The organism is Lentzea sp. JNUCC 0626 (assembly GCF_043632865.1).
Classification (GTDB): domain Bacteria; phylum Actinomycetota; class Actinomycetes; order Mycobacteriales; family Pseudonocardiaceae; genus Lentzea.
In genome coordinates, this window is sequence record NZ_CP171635.1 from 4,182,242 (window position 1) to 4,202,116 (window position 19,875).

The 19,875-nt window shown below is 70.6% G+C and carries 20 protein-coding genes; 3 read left to right on the forward strand and 17 right to left on the reverse strand.

The window, feature by feature from the left end; genetic code table 11:
- Positions 1-8 precede the first annotated feature (8 nt).
- From ribD to JNUCC0626_RS17850, 8 genes are all read right to left on the reverse strand, one after another.
- Positions 9-992 carry a bifunctional diaminohydroxyphosphoribosylaminopyrimidine deaminase/5-amino-6-(5-phosphoribosylamino)uracil reductase RibD gene (ribD, locus tag JNUCC0626_RS17815; RefSeq protein WP_394622054.1) on the reverse strand — a complete coding sequence of 328 codons (984 nt, stop codon included), beginning with the start codon at positions 990-992 and terminating at the stop codon, positions 9-11.
- Between the two features lie 14 nt (positions 993-1,006).
- Positions 1,007-1,672 (reverse strand): ribulose-phosphate 3-epimerase, encoded by a 666-nt coding sequence (rpe, locus tag JNUCC0626_RS17820; RefSeq protein ID WP_394620884.1) that lies wholly within the window; start codon positions 1,670-1,672, stop codon positions 1,007-1,009.
- Positions 1,673-1,698: 26 nt separating this feature from the next.
- Positions 1,699-2,196 carry a flavoprotein gene (locus JNUCC0626_RS17825; RefSeq protein ID WP_394620885.1) on the reverse strand — a complete coding sequence of 166 codons (498 nt, stop codon included), beginning with the start codon at positions 2,194-2,196 and terminating at the stop codon, positions 1,699-1,701.
- Positions 2,197-2,477: 281 nt separating this feature from the next.
- Positions 2,478-3,914, reverse strand: coding sequence for an RsmB/NOP family class I SAM-dependent RNA methyltransferase (locus JNUCC0626_RS17830; RefSeq protein WP_394620886.1), 1,437 nt, complete (start codon positions 3,912-3,914; stop codon positions 2,478-2,480).
- On the reverse strand, positions 3,911-4,060 hold the full coding sequence (locus JNUCC0626_RS17835; RefSeq protein WP_394620887.1) for a hypothetical protein: 150 nt from the start codon (positions 4,058-4,060) through the stop codon (positions 3,911-3,913). Before JNUCC0626_RS17835 ends, JNUCC0626_RS17830 begins: the two co-directional genes overlap by 4 nt.
- Positions 4,057-4,983: a methionyl-tRNA formyltransferase gene (fmt, locus tag JNUCC0626_RS17840; RefSeq protein WP_394620888.1), complete on the reverse strand. Its 927-nt coding sequence runs from the start codon at positions 4,981-4,983 to the stop codon at positions 4,057-4,059. Before fmt ends, JNUCC0626_RS17835 begins: the two co-directional genes overlap by 4 nt.
- A 2-nt stretch (positions 4,984-4,985) precedes the next feature.
- Positions 4,986-5,534 (reverse strand): peptide deformylase, encoded by a 549-nt coding sequence (gene def, locus JNUCC0626_RS17845; RefSeq protein WP_394620889.1) that lies wholly within the window; start codon positions 5,532-5,534, stop codon positions 4,986-4,988.
- A 46-nt stretch (positions 5,535-5,580) separates the two neighbouring features.
- Positions 5,581-5,730 (reverse strand): hypothetical protein, encoded by a 150-nt coding sequence (locus JNUCC0626_RS17850; RefSeq protein ID WP_394620890.1) that lies wholly within the window; start codon positions 5,728-5,730, stop codon positions 5,581-5,583.
- A 119-nt stretch (positions 5,731-5,849) separates the two neighbouring features.
- Here JNUCC0626_RS17850 and JNUCC0626_RS17855 point away from each other — a divergent pair, with 119 nt between their 5' ends.
- Both JNUCC0626_RS17855 and JNUCC0626_RS17860 read left to right on the forward strand, forming a co-directional pair.
- Positions 5,850-6,452 carry a sigma-70 family RNA polymerase sigma factor gene (locus JNUCC0626_RS17855; protein ID WP_394620891.1) on the forward strand — a complete coding sequence of 201 codons (603 nt, stop codon included), beginning with the start codon at positions 5,850-5,852 and terminating at the stop codon, positions 6,450-6,452.
- Positions 6,452-7,576 (forward strand): hypothetical protein, encoded by a 1,125-nt coding sequence (locus tag JNUCC0626_RS17860; protein ID WP_394620892.1) that lies wholly within the window; start codon positions 6,452-6,454, stop codon positions 7,574-7,576. Before JNUCC0626_RS17855 ends, JNUCC0626_RS17860 begins: the two co-directional genes overlap by 1 nt.
- 67 nt (positions 7,577-7,643) lie before the next feature.
- Here JNUCC0626_RS17860 and ggt read toward each other — a convergent pair whose 3' ends face one another.
- Entirely contained in the window at positions 7,644-9,419 is a 1,776-nt protein-coding gene (gene ggt, locus JNUCC0626_RS17865) for a gamma-glutamyltransferase (RefSeq protein WP_394620893.1), read from the reverse strand.
- Positions 9,420-9,484: 65 nt separating this feature from the next.
- On the opposite strand from ggt, the gene JNUCC0626_RS17870 reads away from it, so the two are divergent.
- Entirely contained in the window at positions 9,485-9,952 is a 468-nt protein-coding gene (locus JNUCC0626_RS17870; protein ID WP_394620894.1) for a hypothetical protein, read from the forward strand.
- Positions 9,953-9,955: 3 nt separating this feature from the next.
- Here JNUCC0626_RS17870 and JNUCC0626_RS17875 read toward each other — a convergent pair whose 3' ends face one another.
- The 8 genes from JNUCC0626_RS17875 to mihF form a co-directional block, all read right to left on the reverse strand.
- Positions 9,956-12,469 carry a primosomal protein N' gene (locus JNUCC0626_RS17875; protein WP_394620895.1) on the reverse strand — a complete coding sequence of 838 codons (2,514 nt, stop codon included), beginning with the start codon at positions 12,467-12,469 and terminating at the stop codon, positions 9,956-9,958.
- A gap of 30 nt (positions 12,470-12,499) precedes the next feature.
- On the reverse strand, positions 12,500-13,702 hold the full coding sequence (locus JNUCC0626_RS17880) for a hypothetical protein (RefSeq protein ID WP_394620896.1): 1,203 nt from the start codon (positions 13,700-13,702) through the stop codon (positions 12,500-12,502).
- 9 nt (positions 13,703-13,711) lie between these two features.
- Entirely contained in the window at positions 13,712-15,658 is a 1,947-nt protein-coding gene (locus JNUCC0626_RS17885; protein ID WP_394620897.1) for a phosphocholine-specific phospholipase C, read from the reverse strand.
- Between the two features lie 363 nt (positions 15,659-16,021).
- Positions 16,022-17,224 carry a methionine adenosyltransferase gene (gene metK, locus JNUCC0626_RS17890; RefSeq protein ID WP_394620898.1) on the reverse strand — a complete coding sequence of 401 codons (1,203 nt, stop codon included), beginning with the start codon at positions 17,222-17,224 and terminating at the stop codon, positions 16,022-16,024.
- Between the two features lie 38 nt (positions 17,225-17,262).
- Positions 17,263-18,516, reverse strand: coding sequence for a bifunctional phosphopantothenoylcysteine decarboxylase/phosphopantothenate--cysteine ligase CoaBC (coaBC, locus tag JNUCC0626_RS17895; RefSeq protein WP_394620899.1), 1,254 nt, complete (start codon positions 18,514-18,516; stop codon positions 17,263-17,265).
- The gene (rpoZ, locus tag JNUCC0626_RS17900) at positions 18,513-18,791 is read right to left on the reverse strand and encodes a DNA-directed RNA polymerase subunit omega (protein ID WP_045313812.1); all 279 of its coding nucleotides are present in this window, start codon (positions 18,789-18,791) and stop codon (positions 18,513-18,515) included. The genes coaBC and rpoZ overlap by 4 nt, the downstream gene beginning before the upstream one ends.
- A 3-nt stretch (positions 18,792-18,794) precedes the next feature.
- Positions 18,795-19,391 carry a guanylate kinase gene (gene gmk / locus JNUCC0626_RS17905; RefSeq protein ID WP_394620900.1) on the reverse strand — a complete coding sequence of 199 codons (597 nt, stop codon included), beginning with the start codon at positions 19,389-19,391 and terminating at the stop codon, positions 18,795-18,797.
- Positions 19,388-19,705 (reverse strand): integration host factor, actinobacterial type, encoded by a 318-nt coding sequence (mihF, locus tag JNUCC0626_RS17910; RefSeq protein WP_030471603.1) that lies wholly within the window; start codon positions 19,703-19,705, stop codon positions 19,388-19,390. The genes gmk and mihF overlap by 4 nt, the downstream gene beginning before the upstream one ends.
- Positions 19,706-19,875 lie beyond the last annotated feature (170 nt).

The window sequence follows — 19,875 nt, forward strand, 5'->3', positions numbered from 1 at the left end:
CGCTCCTCCTAAGGTTGCGGAACCGCGCTGATCCGCAAGTCCGGTCCGCTCATGGTGACGTCTTCCACGGCCAACCTCACAGCGTCCGTGATGGTCGACACGCCCGCACCCAGCACCGCCGCGGGACCGTCCCCGAGCAGCGCCGGTGCGACGTAGGCGAGCACGCGGTCGATCCTGCCCGCGCGCAGGAACGCGCCCGCCAGGGTCGGACCGCCCTCCAGCAACACGTCGACCACTCCCCGTTCGGCCAGTGCCTCGAGCACGGCGTCCGGATCGTGCGTGCGCAGGTGTAGCGCGGTCTGCTGGAGCTTCGCTCCACCCGGCAGGTCGCTCATGCCCACGACCACGGGCAACGGCTGGCGGGCCAGCGGAATTCCGTCGGCGTCCCTGGCGGTCAGCGCGGGATCGTCCGTGCGGACCGTGGTCGTGCCGACCATGATCGCGTCGAGCTTCGCGCGCAGGTCGTGGACCTCCTTGCGGGAGATCTCGGAGCTGATCCACTGGCTGGTGCCGTCGCTGGCCGCGATCCGGCCGTCGAGCGACGCCGCGTACTTCCACGTGACGTGCGGACGGCCCGTGCGCGCGTAGTGCAGCCACGCCCTGAGGGGGCCCTTGGCTACGTCGTCCGCTCCAAGGCCGCTTTCGACCGTGATGCCGGCGTCTTCCAGAACCTTCGCGCCGCCCGCAGCCCTCGGGTTCGGGTCGCTGATGGCGTGGATGACGTGCTTGATGCCCGCTTCTCGCAACGCTTCGGTGCACGGCGGCGTACGGCCGTAGTGCGCGCACGGCTCAAGGGTGACCACGGCCATGCCGCCCCGTGCCTTCGTGCCCGCCTCTTTAAGAGCCATGACCTCGGCGTGTGGGCCGCCAACGGGTTGTGTGGCACCGAATCCGACGGCCTTGCCGGCCTCGTCGAGGATCACGCAGCCGACCGGAGGGTTGGGGCTGGTGGAGCCCCGCACCCGTTCGCTCTCGGCGATGGCGAGCGCCATCGCGTCCTCAGGAGTCACGGGGTCCTGGTTCCCCGGGCGCCGGCTGCCTGAGTGCGCAACGCCTCGATGGCCTTGCCGGGGTCGGCCGAGTCGTACACCGCGGAGCCCGCCACGAAGCAGTCGACGCCCGCCTCCGCGGCCTGTTCGATGGTGTCGGCGTTGATGCCGCCGTCGATCTCGACCAGCAGCTTCAGGTGGCCGGTGTCGACGAGGTGCCGCGCCTGGCGGACCTTGTCCAGCACGTCCGCCATGAAGCTCTGCCCACCGAAACCGGGCTCGACCGACATGACCAGCAACGTGTCGTAGTGCTTCAGCACCTCGACGTGAGGCTCCAGCGGCGTGCCAGGCTTGATGCTCAGGCCCGCCTTGCTGCCCGCCGCCTTGAGGTTCTTCGCGAGCGCGATCGGGTCGTTCGCCGCCTCGACGTGCACGGTCACGTTGTACGCGCCCGCCTCCGCGTAACCGATGGCCCAGCGGTCCGGGTCCTCGATCATCAGGTGGCAGTCGATCGGGATGTCGGTCACCTTGAGCAGCGACTTCACCACCGGCAGGCCGAGCGTCAGGTTCGGCACGAAGTGGTTGTCCATCACGTCGACGTGGATCCAGTCCGACGTGGGCACCGCGGCGAGCTCGTCGGCGAGGCGCGCGAAGTCGGCGGACAGGATGCTGGGAGCGATCATCGGCGTGTGGACCACAAGGATGAAGTCTAGGTGTCCAACAGGTCGAGCAGGCTGCCGGGAGGCACGTCCGAGACCACGACGACACCCGCTCCGGTGAGTGTCGTGACGTGCGTCTCCCACATCGGGTGACGGCGCTTGTCGGCGTTGGCGTGAGGCTGGACGACGACCTTGCACCCCTCGACGCCGATCGCCTCGTTCAAGGCGGTCAGCGCCTGGTTGTCCCCGATGCCCAGGGCCAGCTTGGCCACCGAGTTCGCGCTGGCCGGGGCGAAGATGAACGCGTCCGGCGTGCGGTACGGCTTGGGCTGGCTCGGCATCCGCGGCTCCCAGCGGATCGGGAGGTCCGTGAGCGCCTGCAACTGGTCGAGTTCTCCCGACTCCTCGAACCACGGCGCGACCGAGGGGGTGAAGGTGATGGCCAACTGCCAACCCCGTTGCACGGCCGGCTCCGCGAGGTCCGTGCGGAACCACTTCTCCACGCCGCCGCAGCCCGACGCGACGAGTCCGAGCAGACCACGTGTCATGGCGCCGATCTTAGGCTCGACGGCCGGGTGCGACGGTCTCGCGGTTCCGCCCCAACCACACGATCAGGGCACCGACCGCTCCCCACATCACTCCTTGACGCCAACCGCCGCCTGGACCTCCGACGCGGGCATCCCGGCGGTCGTCACGGACATGGGTGACGGCGCCCCCACGCCTCACCCACCGTGTTGCCGCCGGGCTCCCCTCGCCCTCGCCCCGGTCTTCGAGCCGCCTCGTTCTGTCAGACCTCGTGGCTAGCGTGGTTCTCGCAGGTCCTGAGCGCTCAGTTCGGGCGTCGCAGCATCGCGCAGAACATCGCGTCGGTGCCGTGCAGATGGGGCCAGAGCTGGACGTGCGGCCCTTCCCCGAGGTCCGGAACTCCGGGGAAGAACGCCCTCGTGTCCAGCACTTCGGCGCCGGTTCGCTGCGCGACGTCCGTCACCACCCCGACGGTCTCCGAGAGATGAGGTGAGCACACGACATAAGCCACTACGCCTCCAGGGCGTACCAGCCGCAACGCTTCGGTGAGCAGCTCACGTTGCAACTTCGTGAGCGTGCCGACGTCGGCGGGCTGGCGCCTCCACCGCGCCTCCGGGCGCCTGCGCAGAGCACCAAGACCGGTGCAGGGCGCGTCGACCAGCACACGGTCGAACGCTCCTTCGACGAAGTCGGTCTCGCGCCCGTCGGCGACCTCCACGGTCACCGGCAGGCCGGCGGTGAGCTTGCGCACGAGCTCCGCGCGGTGGGGTGCCTTCTCGACGGCGATCAGCTCGCCGCCTTCCAGGCCGACCAGCGCGGCCAGCAGGGCGGCCTTGCCACCGGGGCCGGCGCAGAGGTCCAGCCAGCGGTCGTCCGTGCCCTCGATCGGAGCGCGCGTCAGGGCCAGGGCGCACAGCTGGCTGCCCTCGTCTTGAACTCCTGCCAGACGTTCCCGGACCGGTTCCAGATCACCGGGGTCGCCTGCGCCGGGTTCGAGATGCACGCCGTAAGGCGAGTAGGGCGCCACGTCGCCGCCGACGATCGCGGCGAGCTCGTCGGCGCTCACCTCGCCGGGGCGGGCGACCAGGTGCACGGCCGGCCGGGCGTCGTCCGCCTCCAGGGCGAGCTTCAACGGTTCCTCGCGGCTGCCGAGGGCTTCGGCGAACGCCTGCGCGATCCAGCGCGGGTGGGCGTGGCCGAAGGCCACGTTGCCGATCGGGTCGGTGTCCGGGTCAGGTGCGAGTTCGTCGACCCAGGCGGTCTCGTCCTGCTCGGCGACGCGGCGCAGCACCGCGTTGACGAAGCCCGCGACACCGGACCCGAGCTCACCGCGCACGAGGTCGACGGTCGAGGCGACGGCGGCGTGGGACGGGATTCGGGTGCGCAGCAACTGGTACGTGCCCAGCCGCAACGCGTCGAGCGCCGAGCCGTCCACTTCGGACAGCGGGCGGTCCGAGCACGCCTCGATGACGGCGTCGAGCAGACCTTGTGCTCGGGCCGAGCCGTAGGTGAGTTCGGTGGCCAGTGCCGCGTCACGGCCGGTGATGCGGCGGTCGCGGAGCATCTGCGGCAGCACCAGGTTCGCGTACGCGTCACGCTGGCGCACGGCGCGCAGGGTCTCCAGCGCGGCGAGGCGGGCCGGGTCCTCCACGGGGGGCCGGGCGGGGCCGGTGCGTCGCTTCGGCGGGTGCGGCCTGCGCGGCCGGGAAGGCTTGGAGGCGCCTCGGGCGTGGTCGGTCATGCGGTGTGCTCCACTGTCTTGGGCTGCCTCGCGGTGGCGAGGACCACGCTCTCGGACTCTCGTGCGCTCGCACGGGTCACGGGTGCGTCGTCGCTGCCCTGCGGCTGGCGGGTGGGGTGTGCTGTGCCGGGTCGGGGGAACGTCACGCGATGCGCTCCCCTGCTTCGATCCGCACGCCGCGCGCCCAGTCGGTGGCGGCCATACGCTTCTTGCCCTGCGCCTGGACCTCGCCGAGGGCCACGGCGGTGGTCGCGGTGCCCACGAGCACGCGCTTGCGTTCGACGAGGATCTCGCCGGCGGGCAGCGTCACGTCGGCGACGGGCGTCACCGGGCCGAGCTTGAGCCGCTCGCCGCGGAACTCGGCCCACGGGCCGGGCTCCGGCGTCACGGCGCGCGCCAGGCGGTCGACGGCCGCGGCGGGCGTGGTGAAGTCGAGGCGCGCGTCCTCGACGGAGATCTTCGCGGCGTAGGTGACGCCGTCGGCGGGCTGGTCGACGGCGACCAGGGTGCCGTCCCCGATGCCGTCCACAGTGGACAGCAGCAGGTCGGCGCCCGAGATGGACAGCCGGGTGAGCAGGTCGCCGGAGGTGTCGCGGTCGCGCACCTTCTCGGTGACGACGCCGAACACCGGGCCCGCGTCGAGTTCCTTGACGATGCGGAACGTCGAGGCGCCGGTGATGTCGTCGCCGTTGCGCACGGAGGCCTGCACCGGCGCGGCGCCGCGCCACGCGGGCAGCACGGAGAAGTGGAGGTTGACCCAGCCGAACTTCGGCACGTCCAGCGTCCGCTGGGGAAGGAGGTTGCCGTAGGCGACGACCGGGCAGAGGTCGGGTTCCAGCGCGCGCAGGCGGTCGAGGAACTCGGGATCGCCCGCCTTGGCCGGGGTGAGGACCTCGATGCCGTGCTCGTCCGCGAGGGCGGCTACCGGGGAGCGCTCCAGCTTCCGGCCGCGGCCGGAGGGTGCGTCGGGGCGGGTGACCACGGCGACGACGTCGTGGCGGGAGGAGTCGATGAAGGCGCGCAGCGAGGGAAGTGCGACCTCGGGCGTACCGGCGAACACGAGTCGCATGGTCAGCTGGACCTGCCGAAGAGTGGGTGCGGGCTCTGCTTCAAGGTGGGGACCGTACCGTCGAACCACGTGGACTGCCGGATCTCGCGCATGGCCTGCTTGCGCGTCTCGGCGTCGAGGCGGTCGAGGAAGAGCACTCCGTCGAGGTGGTCCGACTCGTGCTGGATGCAGCGCGCCAGCGTCTCGGTGCCTTCGACCTCGACGGGCTCGCCGTGCATGTTCCAGCCCTTGGCCACGACGTGCAGGTGGCGCTTGCAGTCCCACGACATGCCGGGGATGGACAGGCAGCCCTCGGAGCCGTCCTGCATCTCCTCGCCGACGACGTCCCAGGTGGGGTTCACGAGGTGGCCCGCGAAGCCGTCGCAGTGGTAGGTGAACACCCGCAGTCCGACACCGAGCTGAGGCGCGGCGAGGCCGGCGCCGCCCGCGTCCTGCATGGTGTCCCACAGGTCCTTGACCAGGGTGCGCAGTTCCTTGTCGAAGTCGACGACCTCGGTGGCCGCGGTGCGCAGCACGGGGTCGCCGAACAGGCGGATGGGTTGGACGGTCACGCAGTGCTCCTCGTGTGGACTGGGAGTCAGTCTACGAGGAGCGCGGTCAGTGCTCGGACGCGCTGCCGAGGAAGATCACGCCCACCAGTGCCACGAGGAAGTGGCCGGTGAAGCGCAGCGCCGTCAGGACGGGGCGGAAGAGCGCGGCGAGGTCGAAGTGGGCGGCCGGGGCGCTGGTAACAGTGGTCGTCGTCATGCCACAACTGTGCCGTTCGCGCAGGTCAGCCCACATCGGCTCCGAGTATCGAACCCGGATCAGCCCGAGGTAGGAAGATCGCGTGCAACACTCGGCCGGAAGGTGGACACCTCCAGGTCATGAGGCTGATGCGACCGAGCTGGGAGGGGGCGGCCGCCGTGCCTGAGGACGCCCCGTCGGACGCCGAACTGTGGGCACGAGGCGACGAGCGCGCCTTCGGTGAGTTGTACGACCGGTACGCCGAGGCGGTGTGGAACCACGCCTACCGGCTGACCGCGTCGTGGGCGACGGCGGAGGACCTGACGTCGGCGACGTTCATGACGGCGTGGCGCCGGCGGGCTGAGGTGACGCTGGTGCGGGACAGCGCGTTGCCGTGGCTGTTCACCGTCGCGGGCAACCTCGCCCGCTCGGAGTTCCGCCGCAAGGCGAGGTTCACCCGCCTGCTGCTGCGCGTGCCGAGGGACGACGTGCAGGACGACCACGCCGACGCGATCGTGTCGTCGCTGGACCACGAGTCACGCCTGAGCGAGGTGCTGCGGGCCGTGGAACGCCTCCCCCGCGCCGAGAGGGAGGCCGTGGAACTGGTCCTGCTCGGCGAACTGAGCGCGGCGGAGGCCGCCGAGGCACTGGGAGTGGCGGAGGTGAGCGTCCGCTCACGCCTGTCCCGAGCCCGCAGCCGCCTGCGCAAGGCGCTGTCCGACGACACCCTGGAGGTGGAGTGATGAAGATCGACCTGCCACCCCGGCGCGCGTTGCCCGAGGACGTCAAGGAACGGATGCGCCCAGACTTCGGCCAGGCACGCGACCGCCGCTTCACGCCGCTGGCCGTCGCCGCCGGCGTGGTGCTCCTCGTCGTGGGCGGAGTGCTCCTAACCCGCCCCGCGCCTTACGAGGTCGATCCGGGCCACGAGGCGGTCGTCGCTCCGTCCGAACGCGACGTCACCCGCTGCCGCGACGCTCTGCGCGACCCTGCCTGGTCCTCCACGAAGATGGTGGTCTTCGGCCTGCGCAAGGTGCTCGTCGGCGACGACGGCCGCTTCTGCGAGCTCACGAAGTCCAGGGCGACGGTGGCGTCGAAGGAGTTCGAGCCGGTCGCACTGGAGACGGGCCGCATGACCTACCGCACCGGCCAGATCATCGCCGGCATACCGCCGAAGGGCGCGCACACGGCCAAGGCGCGCGAAGTGGGCCCCTCGCACAGCCGCGCTTCCACGGACAGCGTCGTCACCCCGGAGTTCTTCGTCATCTATTCGCAGATGGCGATGGGAGCGTCCGAACTGGTCTTCGACGACACCACCCTCCAGATCCCGCGGTTCACGGCGTGGTCGGCCGACGGCGAGTCCGACAACTACGAGAGCGGTGACGCGAACCCGAGCAGCCCGGTGAACCTCCTCGCCAGGTGCGCCGACAACGCCTTCAACAACAGCGCGAAGGTCGAGGACCTGACGGACTGGGAGCCGTTGCTGATGTCGGATCCGGCCCAGTCGCACGGCATGCTGCTGGCTCATCGCGGCCACGGCGAGTGGGCGACCTGTTCCGTCTCCAACCAGCACGCAGGCACCCTGTGGACGATCCGGACGGCGTACGAGAACCCGGAGTCCTCCGCGTACTTCCTCACCGGCTACCAGGAGGAGAACCAGTTCGTGATGGTCGGGCGCACCCACATCGCCGCCAAGAAGGTGGAGGTGTCCGACAACGGCGGAACGCCCGTGACCGCCGATGTCGCCGATGGCCACTTCATCGTGACGCTGCCTTTCGCCGCGGGGACGACGCTCAACCCCGCGACCCTGCGCGTGGTCGCCCGCGACGCGGCGGGCACGGTCGTCTACGACGGCGGCGTCAAGTAGGGACCGAACGAGCTGAGGGCCCGCGCGGCGGTTGCCGTGCGGGCCCTCAGCTTTACTGGGAAAGCGGCTAGCCGACCTTCACGACGCGGGCGGCGCCTCCGCCTCGGCGGGTCGGTTCGGCGACGGCGCGCCAGCGGCCGTCCTTGGCGCGTTCGACGGCCGTGGCGGCGCCGATCTCGGCGTTCTGGCTGAACTTGTGGCCGATGGTCTGCAGGCCCGCGGTGGTGGAGGCGGCGATGAACTCCGCCTCGGCCGGGGTGGTGGCCGCGTTGCGCTGGGAGGCGCGCGGGGCCTTGACGGCGTCCACCAGGGACATCTTGCGGTCCAGGCGGGCGGTCAGGATCTGGGTGACCGTGGTGATGATGGTGGCGCCGCCCGGTGAGCCGACGGCGAGCAGGACCTTGCCGTTCTCGACGACGATCGTCGGGGCCATGGACGAGCGCGGGCGCTTGCCGGGGCCGGGGAGGTTCGGGTGCGGGACGCCGGCGGTCGGGGCCACGAACTCGAAGTCGGTGAGTTCGTTGTTGAGCAGGAAGCCTCGGCCCGGGACGACGATGCCGCTGCCGCCCTCCGCCTCGATGGTGAGCGTGTAGGCGACGACGTTGCCCCAGCGGTCGGCGGTCGTGAGGTGCGTGGTGCGCTCGGCGTCCTCGCGCAGGGCGGAGGTGCCGGCGGTGGCTTCACAGGCCTTCGGGTTGTACGGGTCGGCGGCGGGCTGCGGGGCGGGCAGCACGGCGTCGGGCTTGATCAGGCAGGCGCGCGTGTCGGCGAACTTCTGCGACAGCAGGCCCTCGGTCGGCACGCGGCTGAACTTCGGGTCGCCGACCCAGCGCAGGCGGTCGGCGAAGGAGAGCTTCGTCGACTCGATGAAGCGGTGCAGGTACTCGACGTCGGAGACCTTCGACAGGTCGGTCGACTCCAGGATGTTGAGCGCCTCGCCGACGGTCGTGCCGCCGGAGGACGGGGCGGCCATGCCGTAGACGTCGAGGCCCCGGTAGCGGCTGTGCGTCGGCTCGCGCCGTTCGACCTGGTAGCGGGCGAGGTCGGAGAGCTGCATGTCGCCCGCTCGGACGTTGCGGGTGGAGCCCGGGACGACCGGCGGCTTCTGCACGGTCTTCACCAGGTCGCGGCCGACGGCGCCGCCGTAGAGCGAGGCGAGTTCGGTGCGGGCGAGCTCGCGGTAGGTGTCGGCGAGTTGCGGGTTGCGGAAGGTGCTGCCGACGGCGGGCGGCTGGCCGCCGGGCAGGTAGAGGTCGCGCGTCGAGGTGAAGTCGGCGAAGCGGGCGGCGTTGTTGGCGATCTGCGAGTTGAACGTCTGGTCGACGACGAAACCGCGCCGTGCCAACGATTCCGCGGGGCCCATCGCCTCGCGCAGGTTCAGCGTGCCCCACTTGCGCAACGCCTGCTGCCACGTCTTGGGGGTGCCGGGGACGCCGACGGACTTGCCGCTCGTCATCGCCTCGGCGAACGGCAGGGGCTTGCCGTCCTCGACGAACAGCTGGTCGGTCGCGGACCTCGGCGCGGTCTCCCGGCCGTCCAGAGTGGACACCCGGCCGGAGCGGGCGTCGTAGTAGACGAAGAAGCCGCCACCACCGATGCCCGCGCTGAACGGGTCGGTGACGCCGAGCGCGGCGGCGGTGGCGACGGCGGCGTCCACGGCGTTGCCGCCGCGGCGGAGCACGTCGATGCCGATCTGGGAGGCGTCCGGGTCGACGCTGGAGACCGCGCCTCCCCAGCCGACCTGCTCGGGTACGCGTGGCGCTGGCGAGGACTCCGCCGCTCCCGCCGGGGCGGGGGCGACCAGGGCTACGGAGAGCGTCAAGGCGGCGACCGTTCGCAACATGCGGAAACTTCTACTCCGTTGTGACCGGATGGCAACACCCCTTGAGGAAGGCCTAAGGTGCGGGCGTGTCGATCGATCTTGACCAGTTGCGAAACGATTTCACGAACACCCCACTCGACGAGGCCGACCGCGAGGAGGCGTTGCACCTCCTGCTGCGCGAACGCCGGGACGGCGACGCCGACCTGCTGCGCCACCTGCTCGCCGAGGAGACCGCCGCACACCAGGAGGGCTGGGGCGTGCGCGAGGCGTTGGTGCTGGCCGCCCTGCTGCTCGCCGAGTGCGGGCGCGAGGACGACGTGTGGGCGTTGTGGGAGGCCAAGAACGCCTCCTTCGACACCATGGCGGGCCTCGACGGGTTCCTGCTGTTCCCTGCGGGCATCGCGGGCACGACGGCGCACGTGATCGCGAACGAGCAGCACGCCGACCGCAACGACCTCATGACCTACATGAGCGAGTACCTGGAGTACGAGAAGCTGACCGACGAGGACATCCGCGAGCACATCGCCGGCCTGCGTTCCCACTACGAGAGCTGACCGCTACAGCACCTCGAGCGGGTCGAGCTTGATGCGCACCAGGTCCTGTTCCTTGCGGGCCGTCCGCACCGCCTGCGCCTCGGCCAGCACGGCGGCGAGCTGACGCCCCTCGGCGCGGGACACCCGCACCAGTGCGCGTTCCTTGGACTCGTCCTCGCCCAGCGGCACCGGCCCGAGGATCTCGCCGGTCGGCGGCAGCCGCAGTTCGTCGAGCACTGCGTTGACGGCGTCCGGGGTGCCGTCGACCGTCGCCATCCGGACCGCCGGCGGGAACCCGAGTTCGGTGCGCGCGGCCAGTTCGGTCGCGGCGTGCCACACCGGGTCCCAGCGGACGAGGGCCTGCACCGGCGTCAGGGACGAGTCGGCGATCACCACCACCCGCCCGTTGCCCGGTCGCACCAGCCCCGCGGCCGTCATCCACCGCCGCAGCGCCTCCTCGGACGCCCTCAGGTCAGCCCTGCCGAGCAACGCCCACCCGTCGAGCAGCAGCACGGCGCCGTACCCGCCCTCGGCGACGGGCTCGGCACCCGGCGTGGCGACGACCAGCGAGGGCTTGCCGGGCACCTTGGTCAGCACCTCGTCGGCACCGCTGGTCCGCACCGGATGGCCGGGAAACGCCCGCCCGAGCTCCTCGGCCGTCCGCCGCGCCCCGATGATCTGCCCGCGCAGCTTGCGCGACCCGCAGGTGGGACACCGGAACCCGGCCTCGGTGGCCGCGCACCACCGGCAGTAGGCGGGCTTCGGCAGCCCGTCCTGCGTGCCACCGGGCAACGCCAGCGGCCCCGCACACCGGCGGCACCGCGCGGGCCCCCGGCACTGCCCGCAGGCCAGCGACGGCACGTACCCGCGTCGCGGCACCTGGATCAGCACCGGCGAGTCGGCCAGCGCGAACCGAGCGGCGTCGAACGCGATGGACGGCAACCGCGCCGTCCGGGCGGCCGAGTCCTTCACGTCCTGCCAGTCGTTGTCACCCACCGACACGACCCGCGGCGCCACGGCCCTCAACGTCTCGCGCGACGCCACGATCTCGTGCGCCCACCCCGTCTCGACGAGCAACTGCGCCTCGGCCGTGCGCGCGAACCCGCCGATGAGCAACGCCGCACCCGTCATGTGCGCGCGCTGCACCAACACGTCCCGCACGTTCGGATAGGGCGACCGCTGCTCCACGTGCAGGTCGTCGCCGTCGTCCCACACCACGAGCAGGCCGGGATCGTGCACAGGCGCGAACGCCGTGGCGCGCGTCCCGACCACCACTCGCGCGATGCCACGCCGCACCGCCAGCCAACGCTTGTAGCGCTCCGACGGCCCGAGGTCGGCCGACAGCGTCACGACGCCCTCGATGAGCTTCCCGCAGGCTTCGGCGACGCGCGCGAGGTCGCGGTGGTCGGGGACGACGATCGCCACCCCGCGTCCCGACGACGCCACCGCTGCCGCGGCCTCGGCGAGGCGAGCGGGCCAGTCCTCCGCCGGCAGGGCCTGCCAGACGGCGTGGGCGGGGCGGCCCTCGCGCAGGGCTTCCAGGTACTTGGGGCCGCGGGGGTAGCGCGACCAGGCGTCGGCGGGGACGGGCGGCAGCTGCGACCGCGCGGGGACTTCAAGGGTGGGCGCTTCGGGCGTGGGATCAGCGGGGCCGGCGTCGGGTGTCGCGGGCACGACGTCGGTGGTGGCGGGGTCGGTGGCAGCAGCAGCAGCGGTGGTGGCGGCGGCGGTGGCGGTGGTGGTGGTGGTGGTGGGGGCGGGGGCGACCAGGTCGGTGGTGGTGGTGGTGGGGGCGACCAGGTCGGTGGTGGTGGTGGGGGCGACCAGGTCGGTGGTGGTGGTGGGGGCGGGGGCGACCAGGTCGGTGGTGGTGGTGGTGGTGGGGGCGACCAGGTCGGTGGTGGTGGTGGTGGGGGCGGTGGGTGACTCGGGTACGAGGTTGGGAGCGGGTGGAGCGGAGGTGGTGACGGGCGCGGCGTCGACGGGGACGGACTCGGCGGCAGTGTCGGCGGAGACAGCGTCGGCGGCAGGGGTGGGCTCAGCGGCGGTGCCGTCGGCAGGTGCCGGGGCTGCGGCCGGCTCCTCGGTGGCGGGCGGCTCCGTCACCCAGGCAGGCAGCTGCGGCAGTGGCGGGGCCTCCCCCGGTGCCGCTGCCTCCGCGCGGGCGTGGCGGGGCGGGATGGCAAGGCGCAGCACGTCGATCATGCCGCCGGCGTACCTGTCGGCCACGGCGCGGGCCAGGGCGGCGATCTCCGGTGCCAGCACCGGTTCGGGTGACACGACCTTTTCGAGGAAGGCCAGTTTCTTGCCGTACTCCGAGGTTTCGGCGCGCTCCAGCAGGTAGCCGTCCACCAGTTGGCCCGCGAACCGCACGCGCACTCGGCAGCCTGGGACGGCGGTGTCGTCCAGTTCGGACGGAACCGCGTAGTCGAACGGCCGGTCGAGGTGGGCCAGGGGCACGTCCACCACGATTCGGGCGACCGGCAGCGACTCGGCGGGGACTCGCTCCCCTTTTCTCGCTCCGGTCTTCGCGCTCATGCCTCCTGGTGTATCAGACACCCCCGACAGTCACGCGTTGCGCCTCACCAAACCGGTGAAGCCCGCCACGAACAGGGTTGCGAACGCCCACGCCAAGATCTGCAGCAGCCACGTGGAGGCCAGCACCAGCTGGCCGGCGGCTGAACCGACGTCGACGGTGCAGCGGGCGGCGTCCACCTTGACCAGCGGTGTCGCCACGTTCAGGGCGTAGCCGACCTGTTCCACCGCGGAGCACCGGACGGCGCCGCTGGTGAGCACGACGCCCACCGACAGCGCCAGCACCCCGGCCAGCCACACCAGGGCGAGGCCCGGGCGGTAGCCGTGGCCCACGGTCACGCCTCGGATCAGGTGCCAGCCGCGGCCCCAGCGGGAGAGTTGGCCTCGGCGGCGCAGATCACGTTGCTGGGCAACGCGGATGCGGCGCACGTCGCGTTCGTGGCCGGCGGACTGGTGGGCCGCGGCCAGCTGCGCCCACGGCTGGGCCGAGTAGCGGAGGGTGCGCTCGGACAGCAACGACAGCCATTCGTCCACAGTGGCGTCTCGCGGCAGGCCCTCGTAGACGAGCCCTTCGAGTTGTACTTGGCCGTCGATGCCGGCGAACGGCATCAGCAGGTCCTTGCCCACTCGCACGTGGCGCAGGTCGAGCGCTACGGACGAGCTGAAACGGCCCTCCCGCAGGATGATCTGCCCGTCGACGCGGGTGCCGCGCAGGCGCACCGCCGCGTGCCGGCCGCCGCCGGAGACGTCGCAGCCCTCGTTCAGGAAGATGCCGTCGCCGATCTGCAGGTCCACCAGGTTCAGGCCCGCCTCGAACCGGCCGCCGCCGCACATGAGGACGCCCGCCACGCGCGAGCCGCTCAGCGTCACGGTGCCCGCCGCGTGGAAGCCCTCGTCGAGGTAGACGCTGCCGCCGATGCGCAGGTGCAGCGCGTCGATCGACTCCGCGGCGGTGAGCCGGGCGCCGCCCAGGCGGAGGTGGTGCTCCACGGCGAGGCCGCGCGCCTCGATCGACGGGGCCACCAGGCCGCGCAGGTCCAGGAGGCTGAACTGCGCCCGGCTGAGCAGCACCGGGTGTTCCGTCTCGCAGTCCCGCAGCACCAACGGTTTCTTCGCGACGACGTCGGACAGGTCGAGCTGCCCCGTGATCGTCGCCCCGACGATCTGCAGACCGCCGGGACCCAGTAACTCGTGCTCGATCATCCGCTGCTGGATCTCGTCCCCCGTGATCTTCACGGGACCACGTTAGCCGGAGATCGACTCCTGGCCGTTCTCGATGTGACCGCAGAGCCGGCGAAGGAACTTCGGCTCCTCCTCCACCGTCACCGTCAGGTCGTACCAGCCGGAGTTCATCACGGTCAGCCACGGGATCACGGTGCGATGGCCGGGCCTCACGACGTAACGACGCCGCCCCAGCACGAACGTCAGCCGCGACGAACCGCTGTTCTCAAACGTCAACGTCAGCACACGGCTGTACCCGCGCACCGACGACGACACGCGCGCACGGTCCGAAGAGCTGCCGCCGAACTCACGGCGGAACCCGTTGGGCCCCAACAACACGAGGTCGTGCTCACCGGCAACCTCGACCGACGCCTCCTTGGCAACGTCGAAGTGCTGCGGCAGCGCGAACTGCCCCGAGTACGGGTACAGCGAAAGGTGCACGGAAGCCGCGCCCGAGTTCGACATCTCCAACGTCGTGCCACGCAACGACGCGTCAGGCTGGTACGGCAGAGCGCGCGCACGTCGCCGTCCGGCCTCCTGCTCCGGCATCTTCTGCTCGGACGGAGGCGTGGGCCGCCATCGGGGCGTGGCGGGCGGCACGGCGGCGGGTTCGCCGACCTCGGGCCAGGTCCGCCGCCGGTCGAAGTCGAACGCCGACGTCAGGTCACCGGCCACCGTCCGGCGCCACGAGGAGATCTCCTCCGAACGCACGCCGGTCCACGTCTCCAGGAACCGCGTCATCGACGTGTGGTCGAACACCTGCGAGTTGACGTAGCCACCTACAGACCACGGCGACACGACCGTCATCGGCACACGCGCACCAAGCCCCAACGGCCGGTCACCCACGTATTCGTCCGTGACGGCCAACGGCGGGCGCGGCGGCGGCACGTGGTCGAAGAACCCGTCGTTCTCGTCGTAGGTGATGAACAGGACGGTGGACTCCCACACGTCCTGGTTGGAGGCCAACGCGTCCAGCACCTGGTAGGTGATCGACGCGGACGCGGCGGGCGACGACGCGCCGGGGTGCTCGGAGTCGACGGACGACGGCACCAGGTACGACACGGCGGGCAACCGCCCGGCGACGACGTCCGCGCGGAACGCCTCCCCCAGCCCACCCGGCTGCACGCGCCGCAATCCCCGGTCGTACAACGACTTCTCCGCCGCCGAGAGCGTCGAGGTGTCCAGCGACCCGATCAAGGCGGCGTCGCCGGTCCCGTACAGCTTGTCGAGCGACTTGAACCCGGCGGGCAGCACCTTGCGCGCGATCTCCTTGAACCGCAGGTAGAACTCGAGGTTGTTGTCCTGGAAGTTGTCCCACTCCTGATAGACCCGCCACGACTTCCCGGCGGCCTCAAGGCGTTCCGGGTACGTCTTCCACGTGTAGCCCGTGTGCGTGTCTTCGCTGTACGCGGCGTTTCCGGTCGCACGGCCCCCGGCGGGCTCATAGCCCGTGTAGCCGGAAACCCAGTAGTTGCGGTTCGGCGACGTAGAGGACGGCACCGAGCAGTGGTAGGCGTCGCACAACGTGAAGGTGTCCGCGAGCTCGTAGTGGAACGGGATGTCCTGGCGCGTGTAGAACGCCATCGTCGCCCCGGTCTTGGCCGGCACCCAGTTGTCGTTCCACCCGCCCCGCAACGCGGAGTGCCCGCCGTTCCAACTGTGGTCGAGGTCGCCGATGTACTGGATGTCACGGCCGGACGCCGCCTCACGCACCGGGAACGGCATGACACCGGACTGGTTGAACACACCCCTCAGCGCGTTGCGATCCGAGAACCCGCGCACGCCACGCAACGACCCGTAGTAGTGGTCGAACGAACGGTTCTCCTGCATCAACATCACGACGTGCTTGATGGCGCGCAACCCACCCGCACGGGGCTCACGGGCCAACGCGGCGTACACCGACGGCGGCAACAACGTACCCGCACCAGCAGCAGCGACCGCAGCCATGAACCCACGACGAGAGAGCGACATACCCCGAGTTTGTAGTCCCGGTACATGTCGCGGAACCGACCCTCGTATGAACAAAGGCCCAGGAAGATCAGGGTGTTGTTCACAGATCACAGCGGGCGGCGGGAGGCAGCGCCGACGGTGCGTTCGAGAAAGTTCGGGTGACTCGTGTATCAGGCCTGCACTGGCGAACTCCGCCCGAACATGGGCCCGCGCTCGCCTGGTCCGTGCCCCTTGAAGTACCCGGGCCAGGCGGCGTGCCGCGCCTCGCCGGTCCGCGCCGGCGCTCCCTCCCGGCGCGACCGGCGAGGCGCACCCTCAACGCAGCCGCAGACGCGAAACGGCCCGCCTCCCCGAAGGGAAGCGGGCCGTTCGAGAGCGAACCCGTCAGGCGCCTGCGGCGTTGCGCAGGGCCTCGGCGCGGTCGGTCGACTCCCAGGGGAGGTCGACGTCGGTGCGGCCGAAGTGGCCGTACGCCGCGGTCGGCGCGTAGATCGGGCGGAGCAGGTCGAGGTCGCGGATGATCGCGGCGGGCCGGAGGTCGAAGACCTCGGTGATGGCCTGCTGGATCTTCTGCGGGTCCACGGTCTCGGTGCCGAAGGTCTCGACGAACAGGCCGACGGGGGCCGCCTTGCCGATGGCGTAGGCGACCTGGACCTCGACGCGCGTCGCGAGGCCCGCGGCCACGGTGTTCTTGGCGACCCAGCGCATCGCGTAGGCGGCCGAGCGGTCGACCTTCGACGGGTCCTTGCCGGAGAACGCGCCGCCGCCGTGGCGGGCCATGCCGCCGTAGGTGTCGACGATGATCTTGCGGCCGGTGAGGCCCGCGTCGCCCATCGGGCCGCCGATGACGAAGCGGCCGGTCGGGTTGGTGAGCAGGCGGACGTCGGTGGTGTCGAGGCCCAGTTCGGCGACCTCGGGGGCCACGACGTGCTCGCGGAGGTCGACGCCGAGGAGCTTCTCGAGGTCGATGCCGTCGGCGTGCTGGGTGGAGATGACGACGGTGTCGAGGCGGACGGGCTGGTCACCCGCGTACTCGATGGTGACCTGGGTCTTGCCGTCCGGGCGCAGGTACGGAACGGTGCCGTCCTTGCGGACCGCGGTCAGGCGGCGGGACAGGCGGTGCGCCAGGGCGATCGGGAGCGGCATCAGTTCGGGCGTGTCGGTGCACGCGTAGCCGAACATCAGGCCCTGGTCGCCGGCGCCCTGCTTGTCGATCTCGTCGTCGGCGCCTTCGACGCGGTTCTCGAAGGCGGTGTCGACGCCCTGGGCGATGTCCGGGGACTGCGCGCCGATGGCGACGTTGACGCCGCACGAGTGGCCGTCGAAGCCCTTCGCGGACGAGTCGTAGCCGATCTCGAGGATCTTCTCGCGGACGATCGTGGGGATGTCCGCGTAGGCCTCGGTGGTGACCTCACCCGCGACGTGGACCTGGCCGGTGGTGACCATCGTCTCCACGGCGACGCGCGAGCGCGGATCCTTCGCCAGCAAGGCGTCCAGGATCGAGTCGCTGATCGCGTCACAGATCTTGTCCGGGTGTCCCTCGGTCACCGACTCACTGGTGAACAGCCTGCTGCTGTGCTGGCTCACGGACACTCCTTCGTTGCGGGGCTGGACTGAGGCAAACCTTACCGAGACCTCGTCAAGCGAGCGGTAACCGCGTCCCAGACAGCGGACGCCACTTGAGTTTTCGGCCCGTGGGGTATAGGCGTTTCGGCGCCGTCCGGGGACAGCAGCCAGCCGGCGTTGTCCTCCTGTTCGAACGCCTTGCCGTCGCCGACGGCGTTGAGCACCAGGAGATCGCAGCCCTTGCGGCGCAGCTTCGCCCGGCCGTAGTCGAGCACCGACGTGGTCTCGTCACCGGTCTCCGCCGCGAAACCCACGATGAGCTGGCCTGTCCTACGTGCGGAGACGAGCTCCACGAGGATGTCGGGGTTCTTCGTCAGCGCGATCGGGTCGGGGTCGCCGTCGGTCTTCTTGATCTTGTGGCCGGTGAGCGACAACGGCCGGAAGTCGGCCACCGCGGCGGCCATCACGACCACGTCCGCGTCCGCGGCGACCTTGTGCATGGCGTCGCGCAACTCCACCGCGGAGCCCACGCGGACCAGATCCACGCCGGCAGGTGTGGCCAGATCCGCTGTGTTTCCCGCCACCAAAGTCACCCTTGCGCCGCGCTGTGCGGCCACCCGAGCGAGCGCGTACCCCTGTTTTCCGGACGAGCGGTTACCGATGAACCGCACCGGATCGAGTGGTTCTCGCGTACCACCGGCGGAAATCGCTACGTGCACACCTTCGAGTGTCCTCGTCAGCGCGTTCCCCTGCACCAGCAGCAGGCGAGCAAGTTCGAAGATCTCGGCCGGGTCGGGCAGGCGGCCCTTGCCGGTGTCCTTGCCGGTGAGACGGCCGGCGGCGGGTTCGGCGACGATCACGCCGCGGCTGCGCAGCAACGCCACGTTGTGCTGCGTGGCCGGGTGCTCCCACATCTCCGTGTGCATGGCCGGGACCAACAACACCGGGCAGCGCGCGGTCAGCAACGTGTTGGTGAGCAGGTCGTCGGCGAGGCCGTGGGCGGCCTTGGCGATGAGGTTCGCGGTCGCCGGGGCCACGACGACGAGGTCGGCGTTCTGGCCCAGTTTGACGTGCGGCACCTCGTGCACGTCGTCGAACGGGTCCGCGGACACGACCTGGCCCGACAGCGCCTCGAACGTGGCGGCTCCCACGAACTTGAGCGCGCCCTCGGTCGGGATGACCCGCACCGAGTGGCCGGACTCGGTCAGCCGCCGCAGGACCTCACAGGCCTTGTACGCGGCGATGCCCCCACCAACGCCCAGGATGATCCTGGGCTTGATGGGGGCATCAGCGTCGCTAGACGCGGAGGTCACTCGCCCTCGGTGTGCTCGAGGAGACCCGCGTGGATCTCACGAAGAGCGATGGAGAGGGGCTTCTCACGCGGGCCCGGCTCGACGAGCGGGCCGACGTACTCCAGCAGGCCCTCGCCGAGCTGCGCGTAGTAGTCGTTGATCTGGCGGGCACGCTTCGCGGCGTAGATCACCAACGCGTACTTCGAGCTCACCTGCTCCAGCAGGTCGTCGATCGGCGGGTTGGTGATGCCCTCCGGAGAACCGGTCAAGTGACCGAGCTCGGTGTGGGTGATCACTTGTCAATCTCCTGAAATTCGTGGTCCGACCATCAAGGATAGCAAGTCGGCCGCAGCCGACTGCACGTCGGCGTTCACGACGACCTCGTCGAACTCCTTTTCGGCCGCCAGCTCCTCGCGGGCGATCTCCAGGCGACGCTCGACGACGTCCGGGTGTTCGGTGCCTCTGCCCGTCAACCGGTCGACCAGATGCTCCCAGGACGGGGGCATCAGCATGACCAGCTGGGCTTCCGGCATGGCCACGCGGACCTGGCGCGCTCCCTGCAGTTCGATCTCCAGGAGCGCGGGACGGCCCGCTGCCAAAGCTTCTTCGACGGGCCTGCGAGGGGTTCCGTAGCGATTGCCGGCGAAGTCGGCGTGCTCGAGAAACTCGCCCGCCTCGACCATCTGCTGGAACTTCTCGTGGTCCACGAAGTGGTAGTGCACTCCGTCGACCTCGCCCGGCCTCGGCTTCCTGGTGGTCGCCGAGACGGAAAAGTAGACATCGGGCTGCTGCTGGCGCAGCTCCGTCAGGACGCTGGACTTGCCAACGCCGGACGGCCCGGACAAGACGGTGAGGCGGGAACGGGTGGAACCCGTTCCCGCCTCGGTGCCAATCACTCTCCGCTGAACTCGGAAAGCAGGGCCTTGCGCTGGCGGTCACCGAGACCGCGCAGGCGACGGCTGGGAGCGATCTCGAGGCGCTCCATGATCTGCTGCGCGCGAACCTTGCCGACGCCCGGGAGGGCCTCGAGCAGCGCGGACACCTTCATCTTGCCCAGGACCTCGTCGCTCTCGGCGGCCTTGAGCACGTCCGTCAGGGTCGTGCCGCCGCGCTTGAGGCGCTCCTTGAGCTCAGCCCGAGCGCGACGAGCGGCAGCAGCCTTCTCCAGCGCTGCGGCTCGCTGCTCCTCGGTAAGCTGGGGAAGAGCCACGATTTCCTCCGTGGTGTGGATTCTTTTCGGATCGGTGCCGCGACCGTACCGACCGCAATTGCCTGAGTACAACGTGACCCAGTCAGGTAAATCTTCAGCGGTGGTGAGTGATGCGGCGGGTGGTAGTAGTACCAACACCCTCCGGCGGCCTGATCACTGCCTCCGGCAAC

Excerpts from the sequence above, each read along its gene's own strand:
- JNUCC0626_RS17885 (WP_394620897.1), bottom strand. The coding sequence starts at position 15,658 with ATGTCGCTCTCTCGTCGTGGGTTCATGGCTGCGGTCGCTGCTGCTGGT.
- ggt (WP_394620893.1), bottom strand. The coding sequence starts at position 9,419 with ATGTTGCGAACGGTCGCCGCCTTGACGCTCTCCGTAGCCCTGGTCGCC.
- JNUCC0626_RS17850 (WP_394620890.1), bottom strand. The coding sequence starts at position 5,730 with ATGACGACGACCACTGTTACCAGCGCCCCGGCCGCCCACTTCGACCTC.
- JNUCC0626_RS17830 (WP_394620886.1), bottom strand. The coding sequence starts at position 3,914 with ATGACCGACCACGCCCGAGGCGCCTCCAAGCCTTCCCGGCCGCGCAGG.
- rpe (WP_394620884.1), bottom strand. The coding sequence starts at position 1,672 with ATGATCGCTCCCAGCATCCTGTCCGCCGACTTCGCGCGCCTCGCCGAC.
- ribD (WP_394622054.1), bottom strand. The coding sequence starts at position 992 with ATGGCGCTCGCCATCGCCGAGAGCGAACGGGTGCGGGGCTCCACCAGC.
- JNUCC0626_RS17855 (WP_394620891.1), top strand. The coding sequence starts at position 5,850 with ATGAGGCTGATGCGACCGAGCTGGGAGGGGGCGGCCGCCGTGCCTGAG.
- JNUCC0626_RS17825 (WP_394620885.1), bottom strand. The coding sequence starts at position 2,196 with ATGACACGTGGTCTGCTCGGACTCGTCGCGTCGGGCTGCGGCGGCGTG.
- fmt (WP_394620888.1), bottom strand. The coding sequence starts at position 4,983 with ATGCGACTCGTGTTCGCCGGTACGCCCGAGGTCGCACTTCCCTCGCTG.
- JNUCC0626_RS17875 (WP_394620895.1), bottom strand. The coding sequence starts at position 12,469 with ATGAGCGCGAAGACCGGAGCGAGAAAAGGGGAGCGAGTCCCCGCCGAG.
- JNUCC0626_RS17860 (WP_394620892.1), top strand. The coding sequence starts at position 6,452 with ATGAAGATCGACCTGCCACCCCGGCGCGCGTTGCCCGAGGACGTCAAG.